This is a genomic window from uncultured Pseudophaeobacter sp. (genome assembly GCA_905479575.1).
GTDB lineage: Bacteria > Pseudomonadota > Alphaproteobacteria > Rhodobacterales > Rhodobacteraceae > Pseudophaeobacter.
Genome location: CAJQNB010000002.1, coordinates 13,899 through 32,865 on the forward strand (window position 1 = coordinate 13,899; position 18,967 = coordinate 32,865).

Annotated in this window: 17 protein-coding genes; 7 read left to right on the top strand and 10 right to left on the bottom strand. The window is 56.5% G+C overall.

The genetic code is table 11. The features are described 5' to 3' along the window. Positions 1-231 precede the first annotated feature (231 nt). The gene (locus tag QZ268_RS00330; RefSeq protein ID WP_295446618.1) at positions 232-552 is read left to right on the top strand and encodes a hypothetical protein; all 321 of its coding nucleotides are present in this window, start codon (positions 232-234) and stop codon (positions 550-552) included. 103 nt (positions 553-655) lie between these two features. Here the strand turns inward: QZ268_RS00330 and QZ268_RS00335 are convergent, their stop codons facing one another. Further along, positions 656-1,531 carry a hypothetical protein gene (locus QZ268_RS00335; protein WP_295446620.1) on the bottom strand — a complete coding sequence of 292 codons (876 nt, stop codon included), beginning with the start codon at positions 1,529-1,531 and terminating at the stop codon, positions 656-658. A gap of 404 nt (positions 1,532-1,935) precedes the next feature. Between QZ268_RS00335 and QZ268_RS00340 the strand changes: the two genes are divergently transcribed. Further along, positions 1,936-3,684, top strand: a complete 1,749-nt coding sequence (locus tag QZ268_RS00340; protein WP_295446622.1) for a sugar phosphorylase — start codon at positions 1,936-1,938, stop codon at positions 3,682-3,684. A gap of 17 nt (positions 3,685-3,701) precedes the next feature. Here QZ268_RS00340 and QZ268_RS00345 read toward each other — a convergent pair whose 3' ends face one another. The 3 genes from QZ268_RS00345 to QZ268_RS00355 form a co-directional block, all read right to left on the bottom strand. Beyond that, positions 3,702-4,922, bottom strand: a complete 1,221-nt coding sequence (locus QZ268_RS00345; RefSeq protein WP_295446624.1) for a glycosyl transferase — start codon at positions 4,920-4,922, stop codon at positions 3,702-3,704. Between the two features lie 10 nt (positions 4,923-4,932). Continuing rightward, positions 4,933-5,718, bottom strand: a complete 786-nt coding sequence (locus tag QZ268_RS00350; RefSeq protein WP_295446626.1) for an HAD-IIB family hydrolase — start codon at positions 5,716-5,718, stop codon at positions 4,933-4,935. 217 nt (positions 5,719-5,935) lie between these two features. Further along, on the bottom strand, positions 5,936-7,348 hold the full coding sequence (locus QZ268_RS00355; protein WP_295446628.1) for a deoxyribodipyrimidine photo-lyase: 1,413 nt from the start codon (positions 7,346-7,348) through the stop codon (positions 5,936-5,938). Between the two features lie 441 nt (positions 7,349-7,789). Here QZ268_RS00355 and QZ268_RS00360 point away from each other — a divergent pair, with 441 nt between their 5' ends. Continuing rightward, positions 7,790-8,371: an SDR family oxidoreductase gene (locus QZ268_RS00360; RefSeq protein WP_349376360.1), complete on the top strand. Its 582-nt coding sequence runs from the start codon at positions 7,790-7,792 to the stop codon at positions 8,369-8,371. Between the two features lie 102 nt (positions 8,372-8,473). On the opposite strand, the gene QZ268_RS00365 is transcribed toward QZ268_RS00360, so the two are convergent. From QZ268_RS00365 to QZ268_RS00385, 5 genes are all read right to left on the bottom strand, one after another. Next, positions 8,474-9,304 carry a metallophosphoesterase gene (locus QZ268_RS00365; RefSeq protein WP_295446630.1) on the bottom strand — a complete coding sequence of 277 codons (831 nt, stop codon included), beginning with the start codon at positions 9,302-9,304 and terminating at the stop codon, positions 8,474-8,476. Positions 9,305-9,367: 63 nt separating this feature from the next. Continuing rightward, complete coding sequence (locus tag QZ268_RS00370; protein ID WP_295446632.1) at positions 9,368-10,615, bottom strand: extracellular solute-binding protein; 1,248 nt, start codon at positions 10,613-10,615, stop codon at positions 9,368-9,370. Between the two features lie 122 nt (positions 10,616-10,737). Then, positions 10,738-11,700, bottom strand: a complete 963-nt coding sequence (locus QZ268_RS00375; RefSeq protein WP_295446634.1) for a carbohydrate ABC transporter permease — start codon at positions 11,698-11,700, stop codon at positions 10,738-10,740. Continuing rightward, entirely contained in the window at positions 11,700-12,680 is a 981-nt protein-coding gene (locus QZ268_RS00380; protein ID WP_295446636.1) for a sugar ABC transporter permease, read from the bottom strand. Before QZ268_RS00380 ends, QZ268_RS00375 begins: the two co-directional genes overlap by 1 nt. A gap of 1 nt (position 12,681) precedes the next feature. Beyond that, positions 12,682-13,839 (bottom strand): ABC transporter ATP-binding protein, encoded by a 1,158-nt coding sequence (locus tag QZ268_RS00385; RefSeq protein ID WP_295446638.1) that lies wholly within the window; start codon positions 13,837-13,839, stop codon positions 12,682-12,684. 113 nt (positions 13,840-13,952) lie between these two features. On the opposite strand from QZ268_RS00385, the gene QZ268_RS00390 reads away from it, so the two are divergent. The 3 genes from QZ268_RS00390 (at position 13,953) to QZ268_RS00400 (ending at position 17,984) form a co-directional block, all read left to right on the top strand. Further along, positions 13,953-14,840 (top strand): LysR family transcriptional regulator, encoded by an 888-nt coding sequence (locus QZ268_RS00390; RefSeq protein WP_295446640.1) that lies wholly within the window; start codon positions 13,953-13,955, stop codon positions 14,838-14,840. A gap of 184 nt (positions 14,841-15,024) precedes the next feature. Next, entirely contained in the window at positions 15,025-15,606 is a 582-nt protein-coding gene (locus QZ268_RS00395; protein ID WP_295446642.1) for a hemerythrin domain-containing protein, read from the top strand. Between the two features lie 407 nt (positions 15,607-16,013). Further along, a complete protein-coding gene (locus tag QZ268_RS00400; protein WP_295446644.1) occupies positions 16,014-17,984 on the top strand; it encodes a TonB-dependent receptor in 1,971 nt (656 codons plus the stop codon). Positions 17,985-18,027: 43 nt separating this feature from the next. Here QZ268_RS00400 and QZ268_RS00405 read toward each other — a convergent pair whose 3' ends face one another. Then, the gene (locus tag QZ268_RS00405; protein ID WP_295446646.1) at positions 18,028-18,507 is read right to left on the bottom strand and encodes a MarR family winged helix-turn-helix transcriptional regulator; all 480 of its coding nucleotides are present in this window, start codon (positions 18,505-18,507) and stop codon (positions 18,028-18,030) included. A gap of 94 nt (positions 18,508-18,601) precedes the next feature. Between QZ268_RS00405 and QZ268_RS00410 the strand changes: the two genes are divergently transcribed. Next, on the top strand, positions 18,602-18,919 hold the full coding sequence (locus tag QZ268_RS00410) for a DUF2218 domain-containing protein (protein WP_295446648.1): 318 nt from the start codon (positions 18,602-18,604) through the stop codon (positions 18,917-18,919). The last annotated feature ends 48 nt before the right edge of the window (positions 18,920-18,967 follow it).

Here is an 18,967-nt window from a genome sequence, read left to right on the forward strand (position 1 = left end):
CGGTTGGGGCTTGGGTATTTTATGGTCTATATTCAATATGGGCTTTGGGCAAAAGGAAATCCCCAAATTTGAGGGGCCTTTGGCCTAGAGCGCGACTTGTTTGTATCAGTTAAGTGAGGTTTTTTTTATGCGAAGAATTATGTCTGTTATTATGTTGTCGCTGTGGGGAGCAGGCCTGCCCGTCGGGGGTCATCTGCGCCTTTTACCACAGCCGCAGAGGTTAAGCCCATTTTGTCGGCCACCAAGGCCAATTGGGTTTCCGTGCGCGAATATGAGGGGCAGGATCTGCTCTATGTTACGCATCTGTGGTCCTGGCGCTGTGGCTTGAACGGTATGCGCATCGGCGTCAACGGCGCCGAGCCGGTGACCTGGCCGATGCCGCCCTGCCATGAAGATCAGGCCGCCCCCAATGCCATCCTGCCAGAAGATGGGCTGCCCTATGCTACTTTTCCCCTGGGCTCTATCCAGCAGATTACCATTGATGTGTTTTATGATGACATGACGATGGAAACGCTCAGGGTTAACCGGTTAGGACAACCGATTTCACCTTAGACAGCGAGATGTGTCCCATTGTTTGCCGCAAAAGGCTGAGCAGAAGGCCGGTGAGACGGTTGGCTAGGGCGGGCTGAGGGGGCTGGAGTGCAAGGAGGCTGGATTAGGGTGTAATCATCGTCACACCGGGGATGCGCTGGACGATTTGCATGTCTTCTTCGTAGAGGGCGGTGACCGATTCAATCAGGGCTTCACTCCAGCCAGGTAAATCGATCTCCTCTTCCAACTCGTCCTCGCGCACATATTTGTCGAGAAAAGCTGCCATGACCCGCCGCTGTTGCGTCTCTGACATATCAGGGTGCTGTGCCAGATACTGGCGCAGTCGCCGCATGCCTTCGCGGCTCATGATGGTCGACAGTAAATCCATGCCACCATCCAGACGCTGGTTCATTTCCAGCCCGGACATGTCACGGATGATCTGCGCCCAGATCAGAGGCATATCTTCAAAACACCAAACGGTGAGAGGAACTTGGGGAACGGCGCGTCGCAGGCGCGTCAGAAGATCTGACCACCGCAGGTGATAAGGATCGAGGTTGCTCAGCACCTGGGCCTTGCGATCGGGGTGGGCGTTTTCAAGCAGGCCCGGCAGAATGGTCGCCGGGTTTCGCAGTCCGATGTACAGTTCCAGTTTGTCCTGTGCGAACAGGTGCTGCAGGGACAAAAGCCGCGCCTCTGCTTCAGGATAAAACTGGCTGCCCTCGATTGATTGACGCTGCGAGCCAAAGAAATTGGCATTGGACAACAGGACTCTGTCTGCCTGTTCTTCTTCCAGGATCGCATCCCACAACACGTCCCGGGCTTCGGTTGTGGCCTGACCTTCCTGCAGCGCCGCCATGCAATCTTTGAGCAAATAGCGGTATTTGCCTGGGCCGGGTACAACGGTGCCGTGCAGGCGAAAGCGGTCTTTGTTGCGCAGCAGGGTCTTGAGCAGACGGTCCTCTTCGGTTCCATGTGCACCGCAATGAAAAATGACCTGCATCGGGTCGCCTATCTCTTGTCTGCTCGAATTGCCTCAGGCTTACTCCTCTGGGCTATATAGGTCAAATGATCTGCAGGGTGCGGTGACAGGGTGCGATGACAGGGCGCGGAAACAGGTGGGGCGAGAGGACATGCGCCTGCGCTGCTCTTTGATGGTATCACCCGATCTGCCATGGGACCCTGGAAGAATAGGCCGTGCCACCGTCAGCGCTGCTGGGGGTTTCCTTGTCCTTGCTGCGTGGCCATCACGGTTCGGCTTAGGTCTTGCGCACAAAGTGGTCAAATTATGGGCGATCGGGATAAAAACTGTAGAGCAGGCAGCGCTTTGGCCACCGCGTGGCCGTGACAGGTCTCAAAACCAATGGATGGGCTTGTGTCTCGCCGGTTTTCAGATTTTCTTTCCCTATGCACACAGTCAAGACACGCACTTTCACCACCCGGCTCACGACGCTCCTGAAGACCATCTATCCTGATCAGGACGCCAGTCTTCTGGTGGACAAAATCATGGATGCGTTTTGGCCAGAGAACCAACAGCCGCGTAAGCGCGGGCGTTTGCCCAGCAACAACCTATGGACCGAACGGGACGCGCTGCTGATAACCTATGGCAACTCGATCCTGGACGGCGCTCACAAACCATTGGATCTGATGCATGACTTTCTGCTGCGTCGCATGAAAGGCCTGGTCAATGGCGTGCATATTTTGCCCTTCTTTCCCTTTACCTCTGACGACGGCTTTGCTGTTTCGGATTTCAGGGCGGTAAACCCGCAGCTGGGAGACTGGCCGGACATCAACCGCATCAGCGAAGATTTTCATCTGATGTCGGATCTGGTTTTGAACCATGTCTCCAGTCAGGGCGCCTGGTTCAATAGCTACCGACAGGGGCAATCCCCCTTTGACGGTTTCTTTTTTGAGGCCTCCCCCAAAGATGACCTGAGCAGCGTTGTCCGTCCACGCACCACCCCGCTGTTGCAGGAGGTCGAGACCGTGGACGGCCCCCGCCATGTCTGGTGCACCTTTAGCCATGATCAGATCGACCTGGATTTTCGCAACCCCGAGGTCTTGCTAGAGTTTTTGCGCATCATTCGGCTGCATGTGGACAACGGCGTGCGCATCATCCGGCTGGATGCGGTGGCCTTCTTGTGGAAAGAGGTCGGCACCAGTTCGATCCATCTGCCGCAGACCCATGCCATCGTGCAACTGATGCGGCTGCTGTGTGACTACGCGGTTGAGACCATAATTCTGCTCACGGAAACCAATGTGCCCAAGGCCGAAAACCTGAGCTATTTTGGCAATCGCAACGAAGCCCACGCGATCTACAACTTTCCGCTGCCGCCGCTGATCCTGCATGCTGTGATGTCCGGGTCTGCACAGTACCTGCGCCGCTGGCAAAGCGGCATGCCACCAGCCCAGCTGGGATGTGCCTATCTGAATTTCACCGCCAGCCACGATGGCATCGGCATGCGCCCTGTTGAGGGCATCCTGCCAGAGCAGGAACAGGCCAAGATGATCAAAACGATCAAGGATATCGGTGGGCTTGTCTCGATGCGGGCACTGCCGGACGGTGGCGAAGCCCCCTATGAGATCAATACAACCTTCTACGAGGCAACCGGGCAGACCTTTGACGGGGCGGACGAGTACCATTTTGACCGCTTTCTGTGTTCGCAAACCATCGTGATGTCATTGGAGGGCATCCCCGCCTTTTATATTCATTCCATGCTGGCAACGCCGAATGATCACGCTCAGGTCGAACGGCGCGGCATGAACCGCGCGATCAACCGTCATCGCTGGGACTACCCCAGGCTGAACGCCTTGTTGGATGATCCCACGTCGGTACAGGCACGCGTTCTTGCGGCATTGTCACACCGTTTGCAGGTCCGATCCAAACAACCCGCCTTTCACCCCAATGCCACCCAGTTCACCATGCCGCTGGACAACGCAGTCTTTGGCGTTTGGCGTCAAAGCCTTGACCGTCATCAATCCATCTTTGCCCTGCACAATGTCAGCAATCAGCCGGCACAGGTGCCGCATATGTCGATGAACCTGATTGATGACGAACCCTGGGTGGATCTGCTGACCGGTGAGCAGATTGATATGATGCAGGAGGCCATTACCCTGGCCCCTTACCAATGTCGCTGGATCACCAATCGGGGTTAGCGTCCTGACCCTAAGGCCTACTGAAACTCAGCCTCATCCGCCTTGGCGGCTGCGGTCATATCCGACAGAAAGGTCGGATCCGCAGAATGGACGCGGTTCCAAGTGGGGATGAACGGCGTTTCATGTGGATTTTCCAAAAAGATCTGCCCAGCCCGCATGATATTTTCCGCAAACAGCTCGATCGCGCTTTCCTCGGCATGGCGGTCAATGGACAGGCCATTCATTTTTGCGTCGTTGTAATAGGCTTCGAGCAGATCAAGCGCGCAGCGGTAATAGGTGGCCTTAAGGGTTCGAAAAACATTGGGTGTAAACACGGTTCCATCGGCGGCAAGCTTGCGAAAGATTGCTTTGCAGATATCTGTGGACATGCGGTTCAACCCGGCATTGGATTCTTCCGGGCTCAGGGACTGGTGTTTGTGATCATAGGCATCGCTGATATCGACCTGACAGACGGCTTTGGGCGCGAGGTTTCTCCAGGCCTCAGACAAGACACCGATTTCCAACCCCCAGTCGGAAGGGATGCGAAGGTCAGGCAGGATAGAGGTGCGCATGGCAAATTCGCCGGACAGCGGATAGCGAAAGCTGCGCAGGTAGTCGATATAGTCGCGGCTGCCGATCACCCGGTTGAGCGCAATCAGCAAAGGGCTGACCAGCAGCCGGGTCACCCGGCCATTGATGTTGTTGCCACCGATGCGCGGATAATAGCCTTTGGCGACTTGATAGGGAAAGTTTGGATTGGCCATCGGGTAGACCAGCCGGGCCAGCATTTCTTTGTTGTAGGTCAGAATGTCACAATCATGGATCGCCATGACGGCGCTGTCGGCGCAGCCAATCAGATAGCCTAATGAGGCCCAGACATTTTTGCCCTTACCCTGCTCGGTAGGCGCCAGTCCCATTGCCTCCAGACGCGCCCCCAGCGCCAGCATGCGCGGGCTGTCGTTCCAGATCACGATATGATTTTGGCCCAGGCCTTTGAAAAATGTCTTTGCATGGCGAAACTGGGCTTCATTGGCCGCATCCAGGCCAATGATGATCCTGTGCAGATAGCTGACCTTGGCCAGTTCCGACAGAATATGCGGCATCGCCTGACCTTCGAGTTCGGAATACAGGCAGGGCAAAATGAGTGAAATTTTGCGCGATTGGGCAAAGACCGAAAGCTCGTGCTCCAATTCATCAGCGGACCGGGTGCGCAGGTTATGCAGGGTTGTGATGTTTCCGTTTTGATGGAAATCGGCCATGAGTTTGATCCTACTTCATGTGCAACCGGTCGAGTAACTGTAGGACCGCCGTATTCCACCCCACGGGGCCTGCCTCTTTGGTGCGTAATATTTGACCCCGCGCCTCTCCCTTTAGCACTGGTAATGGAGCGCGATGTGGATTGGCCACGACAATACCAAAATCCACGTTTTCCAGCATTTGAATATCGTTGGGGGCGTCTCCCAGCGCGATTGTATGCTGTGGCTGGTATGTTTGCACAATTTTTAACAGTTTATCGGCCTTGTTGCCTCCAAAAGAGAGGGTAAGAAAACGTCCGCCCTGTTGCGCTGTCACCCCGTGCTCCAGAAGACAGGCCAGGAAATCCGCTTGCTGTTGCGCGGTGCCCAGCCACTGCCCGGGTTCAGAATACGCGCGCTGCTGTGCCAGTTTCGCCTGCGGCAGGGCCAGACCGGTCATTTCAACCAGCTGATTGGCGGTCATATCGCCAAAGCCGCGAAAACACTCGCGAAGCGCTCTGGGCAGTGTCTCAAGGGCAGATCTAACCGCATCATACTGCGCCCCCTGATGCGCGGTTGTGCCATGGGGCGAGAGAATGCCTGCGCCATTCTCGACAATGGCTGGCCAGCCTTCGAGCCCCAGTTCTGACCGCAAAGCGCCAATTTCAGCGGCGGTTTTGCTGCTTGCCAGGACAACTGCAGCGGAGATGCGTTTGAGCGCTGTCAAAGCCTCTTGCGCAGCGTCCCACCGATAGGTGTCATGGTCGATTAATGTACCATCCAGGTCGGTAAAGACCATCACGCTAAGGGGATTTGTCATAGGCTATTTATGCCCAGCCGTATTGGTCAGGACAAGGTGGCTGAGACCGGTGTTCGAATTTTGGCGCGCCTAAGCGCAGGCAGTGATGATTTTTTAGACGCAGGCGCATTCTGTAGTGCCGGTATCAGTGCTGGGCAGAACAGCGTTTGTCACGTCTCAGCTATGGTTTGCAGCTTCAATGGCGATCAGTCATGGGGGTTTGTTTTACCTCTCAGGTTCAACGGGCGTCATATGCTGCCAGCGCTCTTTTGCGGCCCTCACCAATGCTGACAACCGGGGTTGGGTATGGATCGTCCTTTGACAGGCCCCAGGCACGCGGGCAGGCATCAAAAAACGCCAAAGCCTCTGGGCCGGGGGTTGGTGCGCGCTCTGCCAGAAACCGGTGAATGTAGGCCTGTTCGGCATCGAACTTTTGCGCCTGCGTTTCAGGATTGAAAATCCGGAAATAGGGCGCCGCATCTGGTCCGCTCCCGGCAACCCATTGCCATCCCATGGCGTTCGCCGCAGGGTCCCAATCAATGAGGCATTCCTCAAACCATTTCTGCCCAATGCGCCAGTGTTTTAGCATGTGTTTCGTCAGAAAAGACCCGACGATCATGCGGCCCCGATTGTGCATGTGGCCGGTCACGTACATCTCTCGCATGGCGGCATCCACAAGTGGAACCCCTGTGCGCCCCTGTTTCCATCGCAGAACCGCTTCATCCTCGTGCTCCGACCATGGGAAGTCATCCCACTGTGATCTCCAGTTTTCCTGGGTGATCTGCGGGGTGTGATACACCAGATGGTAGGCAAACTCGCGCCAGACCAGTTCCCGCAGAAAATGTTCCGCCCCGCGCTGGCCTTCTAGATATCCACGTAGCCCCGCATGCCAGACCGTACGAGGGCCGATTTCACCCCAGGCCAGGTTTTCGGAAAGACGGGAAGTTGCGTTTTGGGCCGGGAAGTCGCGGCGGTCTTTGTAGTCTCCAATTCGCGCACTCATGAAATCGGCAAGACGCGCATTTGCCGCCTGCTCACCCACATTGGCATGTGGCGCCAAGATCCGTGCTCCGCGGTGCATTGCCGTTTCCAGCGCCCAGTCCTGTAACCGATCAGATTGCGGCCAGCTATCAGGAGCCAAAAGCTGCTGGGGGGCAGCCTCAGGCGGGGCAACATCCAGATCTTTTACAGCACGCCACATGGGGCTGTAGACCTTGAAGAAACCGCCTTGTTTGGTCTTGACCGCCCAGGGTTCAAAGAGCAGGTGACCCGGCCAGCTTCGCGGTTTGAAACCTGCGTCTTTCAGTGTTGATTTGACCTTTGTGTCGCGTGCAATCGCGTCTGGATCATAGGCGCGGGTCCACCAAATATCCTCGGCACCGGTTTCGCGCGCCAGGGCCAGCAGTTCCTCTGCAGCGGTTCCCCGCCGCAGGATCAGTCGGGATCCAACGCCCTTTAGGCGGTGTTCAAATTGTTCAATCGCTTGCGACAACCGCCATTTGGAGGCCGCCCCATAGGTTTCGGCAACTTCATCAAGCAAGACCACTGGAATAACTGGGCGTTGGCTCTGGCTGGCAGCTAAAATCGCCGCGTGCTCCGCCAGCCTGAAATCTCGACGGAACCAGAAAATGATGGGTTTTGAGCTTAGCATCTTACTTCACTTGTTTATTCTCTTTTACCCTATACGAAGGCTGGCCGGGAATGGTTCACTATCGTGCTTGGATTATTGCGGTGATCTGAACTCAGAATTGGACCGTATCACTTATACAAGGAAACCAAAGGGCCTGACCGTTTTTTGGGGACTGATCCGATATTCAGGACAGGTGAAATCGAGGCGCGTTCAATGCAAAACAGAGAGATGCCAACAAAAATCCGGCCGCCTTCTACCCGGTCGCCTTCTATACAGCGGGCCTTGCGCCGTGAGGGCCGTCAGGATGGGCTGAGATCGTGGAGGGGCACGGGGTTGCGGTCCCCACACTGTAGCTTGTCACGATCGGGTGGGCGCGTATGACACGCCGGGCACTTGTCATCGGGGCGTCGGGGGGGTATTGGTGCTGCGCTTTGTACCGCCCTGGCAAAACATGGCTCTGAGGTGACACAAATTTCGCGGACCGCAGACGGGTTCGACTTAACCAACCCCGAGAGTGTTGAGCGTGTTCTTGCGGCCTTCCATGGCCCCTTCGATACTGTTTTGGTTGCCAGTGGTATCCTTGCGACTGAGGGCGCGCGCCCCGAAAAATCGCTTTCGGAAATATCCGCAGAAAACATGGCGCAGGTCATGGCTGTAAATGCGATCGGCCCGGCGCTGGTTCTGCAAAACGTGCCACGGCTGCTGCCAAAAGACCGGCGCTGCGTCGTGGGGGTTATCACCGCTCGTGTCGGCTCGATCGGTGATAACCATCTCGGGGGGTGGTACAGCTACCGCGCGGCCAAGGCTGCGGCCAATCAAATTGTGCGCACGGCAGCCATTGAGATCGCGAGAAAGCGCAAAAACGCCATTGTCGTGTCCTTACATCCGGGCACGGTGGAGACCCCCTTCACCAAAGCCTATCCCGGCCACCAAAAGGTTGCTCCAAGTGAGGCGGCTGCAAACCTTGTTGCGGTTCTTGATCAGTTGTCTCCCAGCCAGAATGGAGGCTTCTTTGACTGGGCAGGAAAACCCGTTCCATGGTGAAGCCGCTGTTTTGTATTGAGCTTCTAGACCAGCGCAGCACCGGCTGCGTTGATCTTTGACGCTCTGATCGCGGGAACAAACCGGATCAATTAGTGGTGCAGGTTATTGTGCTGCCTCATCTGGCTTGGCCCAGTCCTCCCAACGGGTGCCAGTGGTGACAATCGGCCCTTCCCAAGTAAACGGCATCTGGTGGATCGTTGTGTCGGATCCCTGTATCAAAAGCACAAAGTAAGACGGAGCCATGGGCGCTCCCTTTAACAGATCTGCTTCGTTAAAATCCGGGATCGACTGGTTGCCCGTCGAGGCGACGCTGGCAAACTGAACCCCGGCAAAACACCCGTGGATCGGTGCGTGAACATGGCCAAAATGTATGTAGTCAATTTTGGCTGAATGGGCAGCGATCAGATCCCGGAACGGGGCGCGGTCTCTTTCAACCAATGAAATTTTGTCTTCAGCTGGCAGACCCAACAGCATCGGGTTGTGATGCAGAAAAATGCGGGCGCGGTCACAATTGGCAAGCTCGTTGTGCAGCCAGGCACGGCGGGTCTCGCAGAAATGACCTGCGTGGGTCCGTTCCCCCACGCTGTCGAGATAAATAAAGCGCACGCCCTCCAGCGTTTCAGCGTAGTTGACAAATCCCGCCCCATCAGTGGGGTGGTCGTTGAATACAGACAGAAATGTTTTGCGGTTGTCATGGTTCCCGATCAGCAAGCGCACCGGAATTTGCAGATCTGCGACAGCCTGTTGCAGCGCTTCATAGGCGGCCTGTTCCCCCCAATGGGTCAGATCGCCCGTAATGATGACGCGTGTGGCATCCGGGTGATGTGTGGCGACATCCGCCAGGGCCTGTGCAAACCGCGCATGGGGATCCAGCCCGCCCATTTTTTCGCCGGGAACTGTCAGATGGATGTCAGAAATGTGGATTATTTTCATGGGTGCCTGTCCAGAATAAGGGCGGCCGCGTGAGCAATTTCACGCGACCGTTGATCAGATGATTTAGCCGTTCGGCAGGAGATCGGCGACCTCTTCCACCAGCTCTTGCTGAAGCTCTTTCATGTCGGTGGCATCGCCGGTGACAATGCGCTCGATCCCGTCATAAAGCACCTGGGTGATCGCCAGACCGTTGTCCCCCGGATAGGCCAACCAGTCACGCAGCAGCGGCAACTGGTCGACGGCAGTCTGCTTGTTTGGGTTCTGCTCATAGAAATCGGCCAGGATCACTTCGTTGGCAGCCTTGTTGGGGGGCATGTAGCCTGTGGTTTTTGCCACCTCTGACGCGCCTTCCCCGGAGGTGATGAACTTGAGCCAGGCCCATGCGGCCGCTTGTACCTTGGGATCCTCTGAGGTCGAGGTCAGCAAGGCGGCATTGCCCCCTGCGGGCAGGCCTTTGGGTGTTTCGCCCATGCCAGGAAACGGTCCGGTGACCAGCTCAAAATCACCCTGGGAACGCTCCACCGCCCCCAGAGCAGAGGTGGACCAGAACATCATGCCGATCTCACCCGCCGAGAAAGACGACAGGGCGGCTTTCCACTCCAGGTTCTGCATCTCACATTTGCTGAAGATCGCCTGCATCTGCTCCATCGCAGCGAGGGCTTCGGGACTGTCGATGGTCACATGGCCATTTTCCACAATGGCCTTGTCCTGGGACCACATCAGGGCCTGCATGAACCAATTGCCGGTGATGTTCCATCCCCAGAAGACCGGGTTGTCAACGCCGTTGGCTTTCATGGTTTCACAGGCGGAGATTACCTCGTCCCATGTGGTTGGCAGCGCCTCGATGCCACCCGCGTTGAGGACATCCATGTTGTAATATCCAACCGGCAGGGACACAGAGAATGGCAGGCCGTGCACCGCGCCACCAAAGGTGGAAAGCGACAGCATGGCATCGTGATAGCCCTCTTTGGCGAAATTTTCTTCCTTGGCGATAAAGGGCTCCAGTGATTTGGCAATGCCTTTATCGACCAGGATCTGCTGGCGGTTGAGACCCTGCATGGTTACATCCGGCAGGTTGCCCGACACAGCTTCGCGCAGGATGGTATTGGTGCCGTCCTCGTAGGATTCATAGGTGGCGCGGAACTTCACCTCGATGTTTGGATGGGCTTCTTTGAAGGCCGGCATCATGGCTTCATACGTGACATCAAACAGATGGCTGTAGGGGTAGGCAAACTCAATGGTTACAGTGTCTTCGGCGAAAACGGCGGTGGCGCTCAGGGCCAAGGCCATTGCGGTGGCAGTCAGTTTCATGGAATAGTCCTCTCTTGCCGGATCTAGGAGCCGATGTTTGCAGACGGGGGCTCCGGGGTTGTCCCTTGCGGGATTACGGGAGGGGGTGCCTTTGCGGGCGCCCCCACGTTCATTTCATGCCGCTATTTCATGCCGCTTAGGGTGATGCCTTCGATGAAGCGCCTTTGCGCTAGCATAAAGGCGACGATCAGCGGTGTGACGATGACCGTGGCTGTTGCCATCATCGGGCCAAAGTACGAACCATCTGCGCCGCCTTTGAATTCACGCAGCCCCAGGGGAGGCGTGAACAGGTCGCGGTTGCCGGTGACGACAATACGCGGCCAGAAATAGTCGTTCCAATGGGCCACGATCGAGAAGATCGCAAAGGCAAGCAGCGCCGGGATGGCTGTGGGCAACATCACCCGCCAGACGATGGCAAACTCGCCCATGCCATCCATGCGGGCGGCATCAATCAGATCGTCCGGCACCGTCATAAAGAACTGACGCATCAGGAAGATACCAAAGACCGAAATTGTCCAGGGCACCACCAGGGCGGCATAGGTGTTGGTCAATCCCAGTTTGGCCAAAAGGATGTAGAGCGGCAGGGCGATCGCATGAACGGGGATCAAAAGGCAAAACAACACCAGCGCAAATACCGCATCACGCCCCCAGAACTTGAGCTTGGCCAAGGCATAGGCCGCTGGCAGGGCCACCACCACTTGGATCAGAAAAATCGATGCGGTGACCAGCAGGCCATTCAGCAAGTACCGCAGCAGCGGCGCCTCGCTGAAAGCCATGGTGTAATTAAACACCACCGGGCGCATGGAACAGTCGATTTCGGCTTCGGCAACCAGGGCCTCGCGGATGCTGCGGTCGCTTTGGCCCACAAACCGAGGCGCTGCAGCCAGGATATCGTCCCGGCTTGGATCCCTCAGCGCCACGCAGCGCTCATCCACCATCATGTCTTGATGTCCAAAAAAGCCACCTTCGCCCCGGTCGATTTCTCCGGGGGATTTGAAGGAGTAGCTGACCATCATGTAAAAGGGGGCGATAACGACAATCACACCGAGGATAAGAAGCAGATGTTTCCACCAATCGCGGGTCATCAGTAGTGAACCTTTCGTTCCACCAGCCAGCGCTGGATCAGGGTGAGGAACATGACAAATGCGAGGAACACCATCGTTATGGCCGAGCCGATACCGATCAGGTTCTGCTTCACGCCTTTCTCAAAGATGGCGAACATCATCACGTAGGTGGATTTATTGGGACCGCCACCCTGCGGCCAGAAGGCTTCGATGGTGTCAAAAACCTGAAAGGCGCGGATGCAGGAGATGGTGACGACAAACACAGTGGTTGGCCCAAGGGCGGGCCAGGTCACCAGGCGGAACCGGTCCCAGGCAGAGCGCGCTCCGTCCATTTCGGCGGCGTGATACAGCTCACGGTGGACACCGGTCAAACCTGCAAGATAAAGCACCATGTTGAAGCCAAAGCCCTGCCAGATGCCGATGAAGCTGATCACCCAGATCGCATAACGTTTGTCGCCGAGCCAGACAGGGAAGTGCTCGGCGCAGCCATGGGCCATAAAGGGCCAGATGCGTTCCAGAAACGTTCCGCAGCCGATCTCGAGCGTATGATTGATCATGCCAATGGAGGGATGCAGCATGAACTCCCAGGCGATGGCCATCGCCAGCAGCGTGGCCATGACCGGCAAAAAATAGATCGTCTTATAGATTTCGCGAAACCGCCCAAGGGAGTTGATCAGCAATGCCGCCCCCAGCCCCAAACCGACCGAAATTGGCACAACCGTCACCACATAGGTCAGCGTGGCGACGAACATTTTTTCATAGGTCGAGCGGGTGAACAGCTTTTCATAATTACTTGTGCCGACCCAGTCGAAGCCGCTGTTGCCCAGCGAATAATTGGTGAAGGACAAGAGCCCGGCGATCGCGATCGGAGCAAGTAGGATGATCACCATCAGGATGAGGGCAGGGGCGGTCAAAATCCAGGCGGTGCGGCGTTCTTTGGTGTTGTAAGACGAGGCTTCGGACGCGACGGCCTTGCCCGGCTGGGTATCTGTCAGCGACATGTCAGGCCACCTCGGCTTTCGGCGCCCGTGTTGGACTGATCTCACGCAGGCGTGCGCCAGTGGCATCAAAAATCAGCGCCTTGGCCATGTCAAAAGTCAGACCGACCGAAGTCCCCAGGGTCAATGACGCGCGTTTGTCGGACGTCGCACGGAAGGTGATGCGTGGTTCCAGCCCCATCACCTCAATCTGGATAAACATTTCAGAGCCAAGGTTTTCGCTATGTACCACGCGGCCCTGAATTGGCGCGTCTTCCCCGGCAAGGTGCAGGGCTTCGGGGCGTAGCCCAAGCGACGCAACCCCTCTGGTCCGGCAATTGGTTGTGAGGGGCAGAACGTGACCAAACAAATGGATTTGTCCGGTCTCACTCAGTTCTACCGGCAACAGGTTGATTTTCGGCGAGCCGATGAACTCCGCCACCTCGATCCGGTCAGGATCATCATAGACGGTTTCAGGTGACGCGCATTGCAATATACGCCCCCCCATCATGACGGCGATGCGGTCCGACATGGTCATCGCCTCGACCTGATCATGGGTGACATAGATGAATGTGGCCTGCAGGCGGCGGTGCAACTGCGCGATTTCGGCGCGCGTCTGCACCCGTAGTTTTGCATCCAGATTGGACAGGGGCTCATCCAGCAGGAACGCCGCCGGATCACGGACCAAAGCCCGCCCCAAAGCCACGCGCTGTCGTTGTCCGCCAGATAGCTGACCGGGTTTGCGGTCCAGAAGGTGGCCGATTTCCAGCATCTCAGCCGCCTGTATGACGTCTTTACCGATCTCGTTGGCGCGGCGGCCTGTCCCGGGGAGAAGACCGCCCAGGAGGGGCAGGCGTTGCAAGCTGTTCATCCGGCGCATCTTGAGAGGCACCGCAATATTTTCACCGACGCTAAGATGCGGGTAGAGCGCGTAGGATTGGAACACCATCGACAGATTTCGATCTGCCGCCCGCCGCCCGGCTACAGTTGTGCCATCAATGCGAACATCGCCTGAGGTCTGTGTCTCCAAGCCTGCGATGATCCTTAGCAAAGTGGATTTGCCGCAGCCCGATGGTCCGACCAGAGAAACGAACTCGCCATCTGCGATATCCAGGGACACGGCTTTGAGGACTTCGGTCTCTCCAAAGCGTTTATTGATGTTCTCGATGCTCAATCCGGCCATCTGATTCCTCCATCTGACAGGGATGGTTTAGAAACCACAGCCTTCACTTTTGTGACGTCATATTAGTGAAACTAATGGCAGCTAAGCCTTGGCCAATAGCAATGAGAGGCCCAATGCGCGCCAACCATCACCAGTTTGTGGCCTTTGCCTATGTTGTGCGTGAAGGGAGTTTCTCCGGTGCCGCGAACCGGCTTGGGGTCACGCAATCTGCGGTCACTCAGCATGTGGCCAAGCTCGAAAAACAGGTTGGATCACAACTGTTGTTGCGCAGTCGCGACGGTGTTGCCCTGACACGCACGGGACAGGAGCTATATGACCTGGCGGACCGTCTGGTCACTTTGGATTCTTCGATCAGGGAGCGCCTGGAAGGCTATGAAGCGATGTCGCGGGGGCATCTCAAGATCATCGCCAATGCGCCGCTTCCGGCGCTGCGGGCCATCAGCCAGTTTCGCAAAATCTATCCGGACGTGGAAATTGACTTCTCGCTCTATGCCTGGACCACCGCGACGCGATTATTGCGTGAAAGGCGGGCGGATGTTGGATTGATCACGGATCCACCAAACATAGATGATTGGGTGCGGGTGGCGGTGCAAAAAACCCGCTATGTCGCCTATCTGCTGCCGAGTTCACCCTTGGCGCATCGTGATCTGCTGCGGTTTGAAGATCTACAACACGAGACGATCATCCTGCCGGAAAACGGCTCATTGACCGAACGGGTTGTACGTGAAGCGCAGGCAAAACACCGCATCCCGTTAAAACGTATCATAAAAATGACCACCTTTCCTCTCATGTGCGAGGCGGTTCTGCAGGGCGCTGGCATTGCAATCTTTCTCGGCAACAGCGGTCTCATCTCGCGGGGATTGATTGAGGTGCCTATCGCTGAGCTTTCAGAAACCCATGAAACTGCTGTGGTGGCGCCAAAGGACCGGGCGCGATTGCATCTGGTGAAAGCGTTTATTGATACGGCGTCCTCTTCGGCCTTTACCGAGCCCGAGCTGTGAAATCGAATTTGAACGCCTATTGATCTGCGGGACAGACCTTGGGCCTGACCACTGGAAAAGTTCGCACCACGGCCAAAGTCGCGATGAAATCCTCCCCTCCCAAAGCGCTGCCTTGCAGTAGGGCAGTTTCAGACCCAAAGTAAACGTCCTTGACACCGCGCGCCTATGGCGGTTTTTGTCCACCATGACAGACCTTTCGACACAATCTCTGGATGACCTCAGCCTCGACGAGGCCGCACGACCAAAAGCGCCGCTGGTGCCGGCGGCAACGGACAGGCATCGTCGCCAAGGGCGGCAACTGGCGGCCATCCATCGGCAGTATTTGATGGAGATGGCCCAAATCGGCGCGGTCCTGGCACGGATCGAAGCAGGAGATACGCCTCCTGAGCACCTGAAGAAAATCGTGCTTTCGCTCGACATGGCTGAGAATTTTCAAGCCTTTGGTTCGCTTTGCGGGCGCGAGTGCCAGATTCTCAAGTTTCACCACGACATCGAAAGCGCTGATATGTTCCCCCGGATCGAGGCCTCGGGTGGAGGAAAGTTCCGCGAGGTTGTGGCCAAATTGAAGTCAGAGCACGAGGTGGTCCATGAGCTAATCATCCGCCTTGGTCGTGCAGCGGAGGTGCTGGCAGAGGTTCCGAGCGATGCAAATTTTGTTCAGGCCGCTGCCACCTTTCGAAAACTGGAAGAGGTCGTCCGCTCCCATTTTGGCTATGAGGAAACCGAATTGGCCGAGGCCATCGGGTATTACCTCGGGTCGATCTGACGGCGCTCTTGCGGCGCCACAGGATAGACGCCCGCCAGATAGATGCCCCCAGAAAACCACCAGGCGCACTAACGTGTTTCATCCCTCGACGCAGCAAAGAGCTTGGTTTGCAAAGCTTGCTCCCTGGGCGCAACTAACCTCGTTAAAGTCTTGAGGTTAGGTGGCCAGGTTCTGGGCGGTATGCGCGGGAATCTTTGCTATGCGCAGGGGCAAAGGCTAGCCCATCACGTGAACTGCACTAAGCAGGTGTGAGCCACTTTTCTATCTGAAGCGCGCGGGAAACGGGTTGAAAATTTATAACATGCACTTGCATGCCTAGGTCTGTGGGCGTAAAAACGCCGACGATAACGCCTCGCCAGCCCCGATTCAGGGCAAGCCCAGCACCAACCTGAATCTTGGGGACTACCATGGCTATCCAAACTGACGCGCTGCGCGCTCGCCTTTTGTGCGGGACAGCGCTTACTCTACTTTCTGTTCTGCCTGCCACCGCGCAGGAGCTTGAGGGAGATGTCATCTCTCTTGATCCGATCCTGGTGCGCCAGCAGGATGAAAAGGGCAATGCCGCTGACCGGTCCTCATCGGTTTATGTGGCCGATGCGGAGCTGGAACGCGCCCGTATGGGGGATGTCAAAGATCTGTTTGCGGGTATCGCCAGTGTCTCGGTTGGTGGTGCAATCCCGGTTGCGCAGAAGATTTTTGTCAACGGTGTCGACATGCTGAACCTGGCGATCCAAGTGGATGGCGTGTCGCAGAATAACCGGGTTTTCCACCATCTCAGTGCCAATGCTTTTGATCCTGGTCTGATGAAATCTGTGCGCGTTGATCCCGGTGTCGCGCCTGCAGATGCCGGCCCGCGGGCCATGGCGGGACGTGTTGTGATGGAAACGGTGGATGCCGAAGATATCCTGACCGAAGGTCAAAGCGTCGGCGGCACCGCACGTATGAGCTATGGGGACAACGGCGGGACGGCACAGGGCTCGCTCACCCTGGCCGGCGAAAGCAACGGTTTTGAAATCGTCGCCTATGCAAAACGCGCCACGGGTGACAATTTTGAGGATGGCGACGGAACCGAAATGACCGGAACCGCAGCCAACATGACCGCAGCTCTGTTGAAGCTGGGCTACGAGTCAGCGCAGGGGCACCGGCTTGAGTTCTCGGCGCAGCAGATTGAAGATGAGGAATGGCGCAACGATAAGCCGAACTTTGGGCCAAGCTCAGGCGGCACCTATGCCTATCTGATCAAGCGCTATAACTACTCTTTGCGCTATGAAAATGTGAACAACACGGGCCTGTGGGACCCTGCTGTAACCCTTGGTTATTCAGGCACTGATGTCGATCGCCCCAATGATGCCTGGGCTGGCTCTACCAATTCGACCTCACGCACCTACTCCCTGGTGCTGCAAAATGAATTCCACCTGTCTGACAGCAACAAAATTACCGCGGGTGTTGATTTCCAGAACCGTAAAACCTCGATCTCGGGTTCTTGGGTGACACCGGACTTTGCATCGGAAGAATCCGACAATATCGGCGTCTTTGCCCAGGCCCGACTTGAGCCGACAGCCCGTCTGAATATTTCTGCCGGTATGCGCTATGACTGGCAGGACTTTACGGGCTATCAGTGGCTCCCAACGGATAGTATTCATACCTCCTCCCATAGCGGCGCCAGTGGGAACCTGTCAGTGACCTATGAGGTGACGGATGACTTCTCGCTGCGGGCGGGGTACTCGAATGTCTTTGGGGGGCTGGACCTTGGCGACAGTTTTGAGTTCTGGTTGACGCGGGACTATTCGGGCCTGCGGCCGTCGCGGGCTCAGAACATCATCATCGGGGCCGATTGGACGCCGGGGGCCTGGACCATCAGCGGCGAGCTGTTCAAGACAAAATTTGATGATGCGCGAGACGGTACAACCGTGGTGGATTTTGAAAGCCAGGGCGTCAACATCGGCGCGACCTATGGCTGGGGCAGTGGTTTTGCGCGTCTGAGCTATGCCTATAGCGATGCCACACTCGATGGTGCCCCGTCGAGCAGCTTCGATCTGCGGGACTTTGGCGCACCTTTGGGGCATGTCCTGTCTGTGGAAGTGCAGCAGGAACTGATGCAGTATAACACCCTGCTGGGCGGCAGTATTGAAGCGGCAGCATCCTATGACGCCGGCGGATCTTACGCAGGCAAAGAATTGCCAAGCTATGTTGTTGCCAATGTCTTTGCCGAATACACGCCACCGGCGTGGAACGGTGTGAGCATTCGGGGCAGCATCAATAACCTGTTTGATGAAACCTATGCGGACCGGGCGACCTATGGCGGTGAATTCACTGGCTTCCAAACCATGAACGAACCGGGCCGCAACTTTGTCGTCGAAGCGGTGATGAAGTTCTAAAACTCTGCCCAGATTGTGCTGGCTGCCCTAGAACCAAATGGTTTCAGGGCAGCAGTTTTATCAACAGGCGGGACAGGGTGTAGGCCTCGTCCGTTGTCATATGAGGACCAATCTCATCTTGCATTGCATCCCAGTAGACCGGCCAGATCCGGGCGTGCATGCCTTTGCCCTGTTCGGTCAGAAAAAGGATCTGCTTGCGCCGACCGTCCGCAATGAATTCGCGCCGCAACAGCCCAGCTTTTTCCATCCGGGAAATGTGGCGCGACAGGGCATATTGAGCGACAAAGAGCTTATCCTCCAGCGCCGCCATGGGTTGGCCGCCGGGGCCAGCCAGCTCGACCTCAAGCAGAATTTCATACCAGATCGGATCATTGATGCCGCAGGTTTTCAGCGCCTTGGCAATGCGCGGCAGAAATTTGCGCTGGGCGCGCATGATGTTGAACCAAACACGGTTGTAGGAAACGACAGGGGTGTTGTCTCCGAAGTAATCTGCACTGCTGGAGTGTTCATCTCTGGCCGTCATAGGGGAACCTGCTGGGAATGCCGGAGTTATTCTAATCGGCTGCAAAGGCAGATTTCAACACCCAGAGTGAAGGAAAAAAACAGGGAAACCCAGAATGTTAGTAGCCAATCCAAGCCAGGGTGATATTTTGAGAACCGAAGCGGAATTCCGGTCTGCGCGCGCTTCGGGATACCTCGCCACGATGGCGAGTCATTTCTCGCATAAAATCGAAGTTACTGAAATCGATGGCGCGGTGCATCTGCGGTTCGTCTGCGGGCTTGCGGTGCTTCGCACGACCACGGACGGCTTGCATATGTGCATTGAGGCGCCCTCAAAGGAGGAGATGCAGCAGACCTGCCAGGTGGTCGAAAGCCATCTTTTGCGCTTTGCCCTTCGCGAAAATCCTGAACCACTGGTCTGGCGCAAACTGTGATGGTGTTCTGGCCTTTACCTGCGACCCAGAAGCGCTGGACAGGGCAAA

Excerpts from the sequence above, each read along its gene's own strand:
- QZ268_RS00370 (WP_295446632.1), bottom strand. The coding sequence starts at position 10,615 with ATGAAACTGACTGCCACCGCAATGGCCTTGGCCCTGAGCGCCACCGCC.
- QZ268_RS00365 (WP_295446630.1), bottom strand. The coding sequence starts at position 9,304 with ATGAAAATAATCCACATTTCTGACATCCATCTGACAGTTCCCGGCGAA.
- QZ268_RS00355 (WP_295446628.1), bottom strand. The coding sequence starts at position 7,348 with ATGCTAAGCTCAAAACCCATCATTTTCTGGTTCCGTCGAGATTTCAGG.
- QZ268_RS00405 (WP_295446646.1), bottom strand. The coding sequence starts at position 18,507 with ATGACGGCCAGAGATGAACACTCCAGCAGTGCAGATTACTTCGGAGAC.
- QZ268_RS00340 (WP_295446622.1), top strand. The coding sequence starts at position 1,936 with ATGCACACAGTCAAGACACGCACTTTCACCACCCGGCTCACGACGCTC.
- QZ268_RS00390 (WP_295446640.1), top strand. The coding sequence starts at position 13,953 with ATGCGCGCCAACCATCACCAGTTTGTGGCCTTTGCCTATGTTGTGCGT.
- QZ268_RS00350 (WP_295446626.1), bottom strand. The coding sequence starts at position 5,718 with ATGACAAATCCCCTTAGCGTGATGGTCTTTACCGACCTGGATGGTACA.
- QZ268_RS00385 (WP_295446638.1), bottom strand. The coding sequence starts at position 13,839 with ATGGCCGGATTGAGCATCGAGAACATCAATAAACGCTTTGGAGAGACC.
- QZ268_RS00335 (WP_295446620.1), bottom strand. The coding sequence starts at position 1,531 with ATGCAGGTCATTTTTCATTGCGGTGCACATGGAACCGAAGAGGACCGT.
- QZ268_RS00380 (WP_295446636.1), bottom strand. The coding sequence starts at position 12,680 with ATGTCGCTGACAGATACCCAGCCGGGCAAGGCCGTCGCGTCCGAAGCC.
- QZ268_RS00400 (WP_295446644.1), top strand. The coding sequence starts at position 16,014 with ATGGCTATCCAAACTGACGCGCTGCGCGCTCGCCTTTTGTGCGGGACA.
- QZ268_RS00410 (WP_295446648.1), top strand. The coding sequence starts at position 18,602 with ATGTTAGTAGCCAATCCAAGCCAGGGTGATATTTTGAGAACCGAAGCG.
- QZ268_RS00345 (WP_295446624.1), bottom strand. The coding sequence starts at position 4,922 with ATGGCCGATTTCCATCAAAACGGAAACATCACAACCCTGCATAACCTG.
- QZ268_RS00395 (WP_295446642.1), top strand. The coding sequence starts at position 15,025 with ATGACAGACCTTTCGACACAATCTCTGGATGACCTCAGCCTCGACGAG.
- QZ268_RS00375 (WP_295446634.1), bottom strand. The coding sequence starts at position 11,700 with ATGACCCGCGATTGGTGGAAACATCTGCTTCTTATCCTCGGTGTGATT.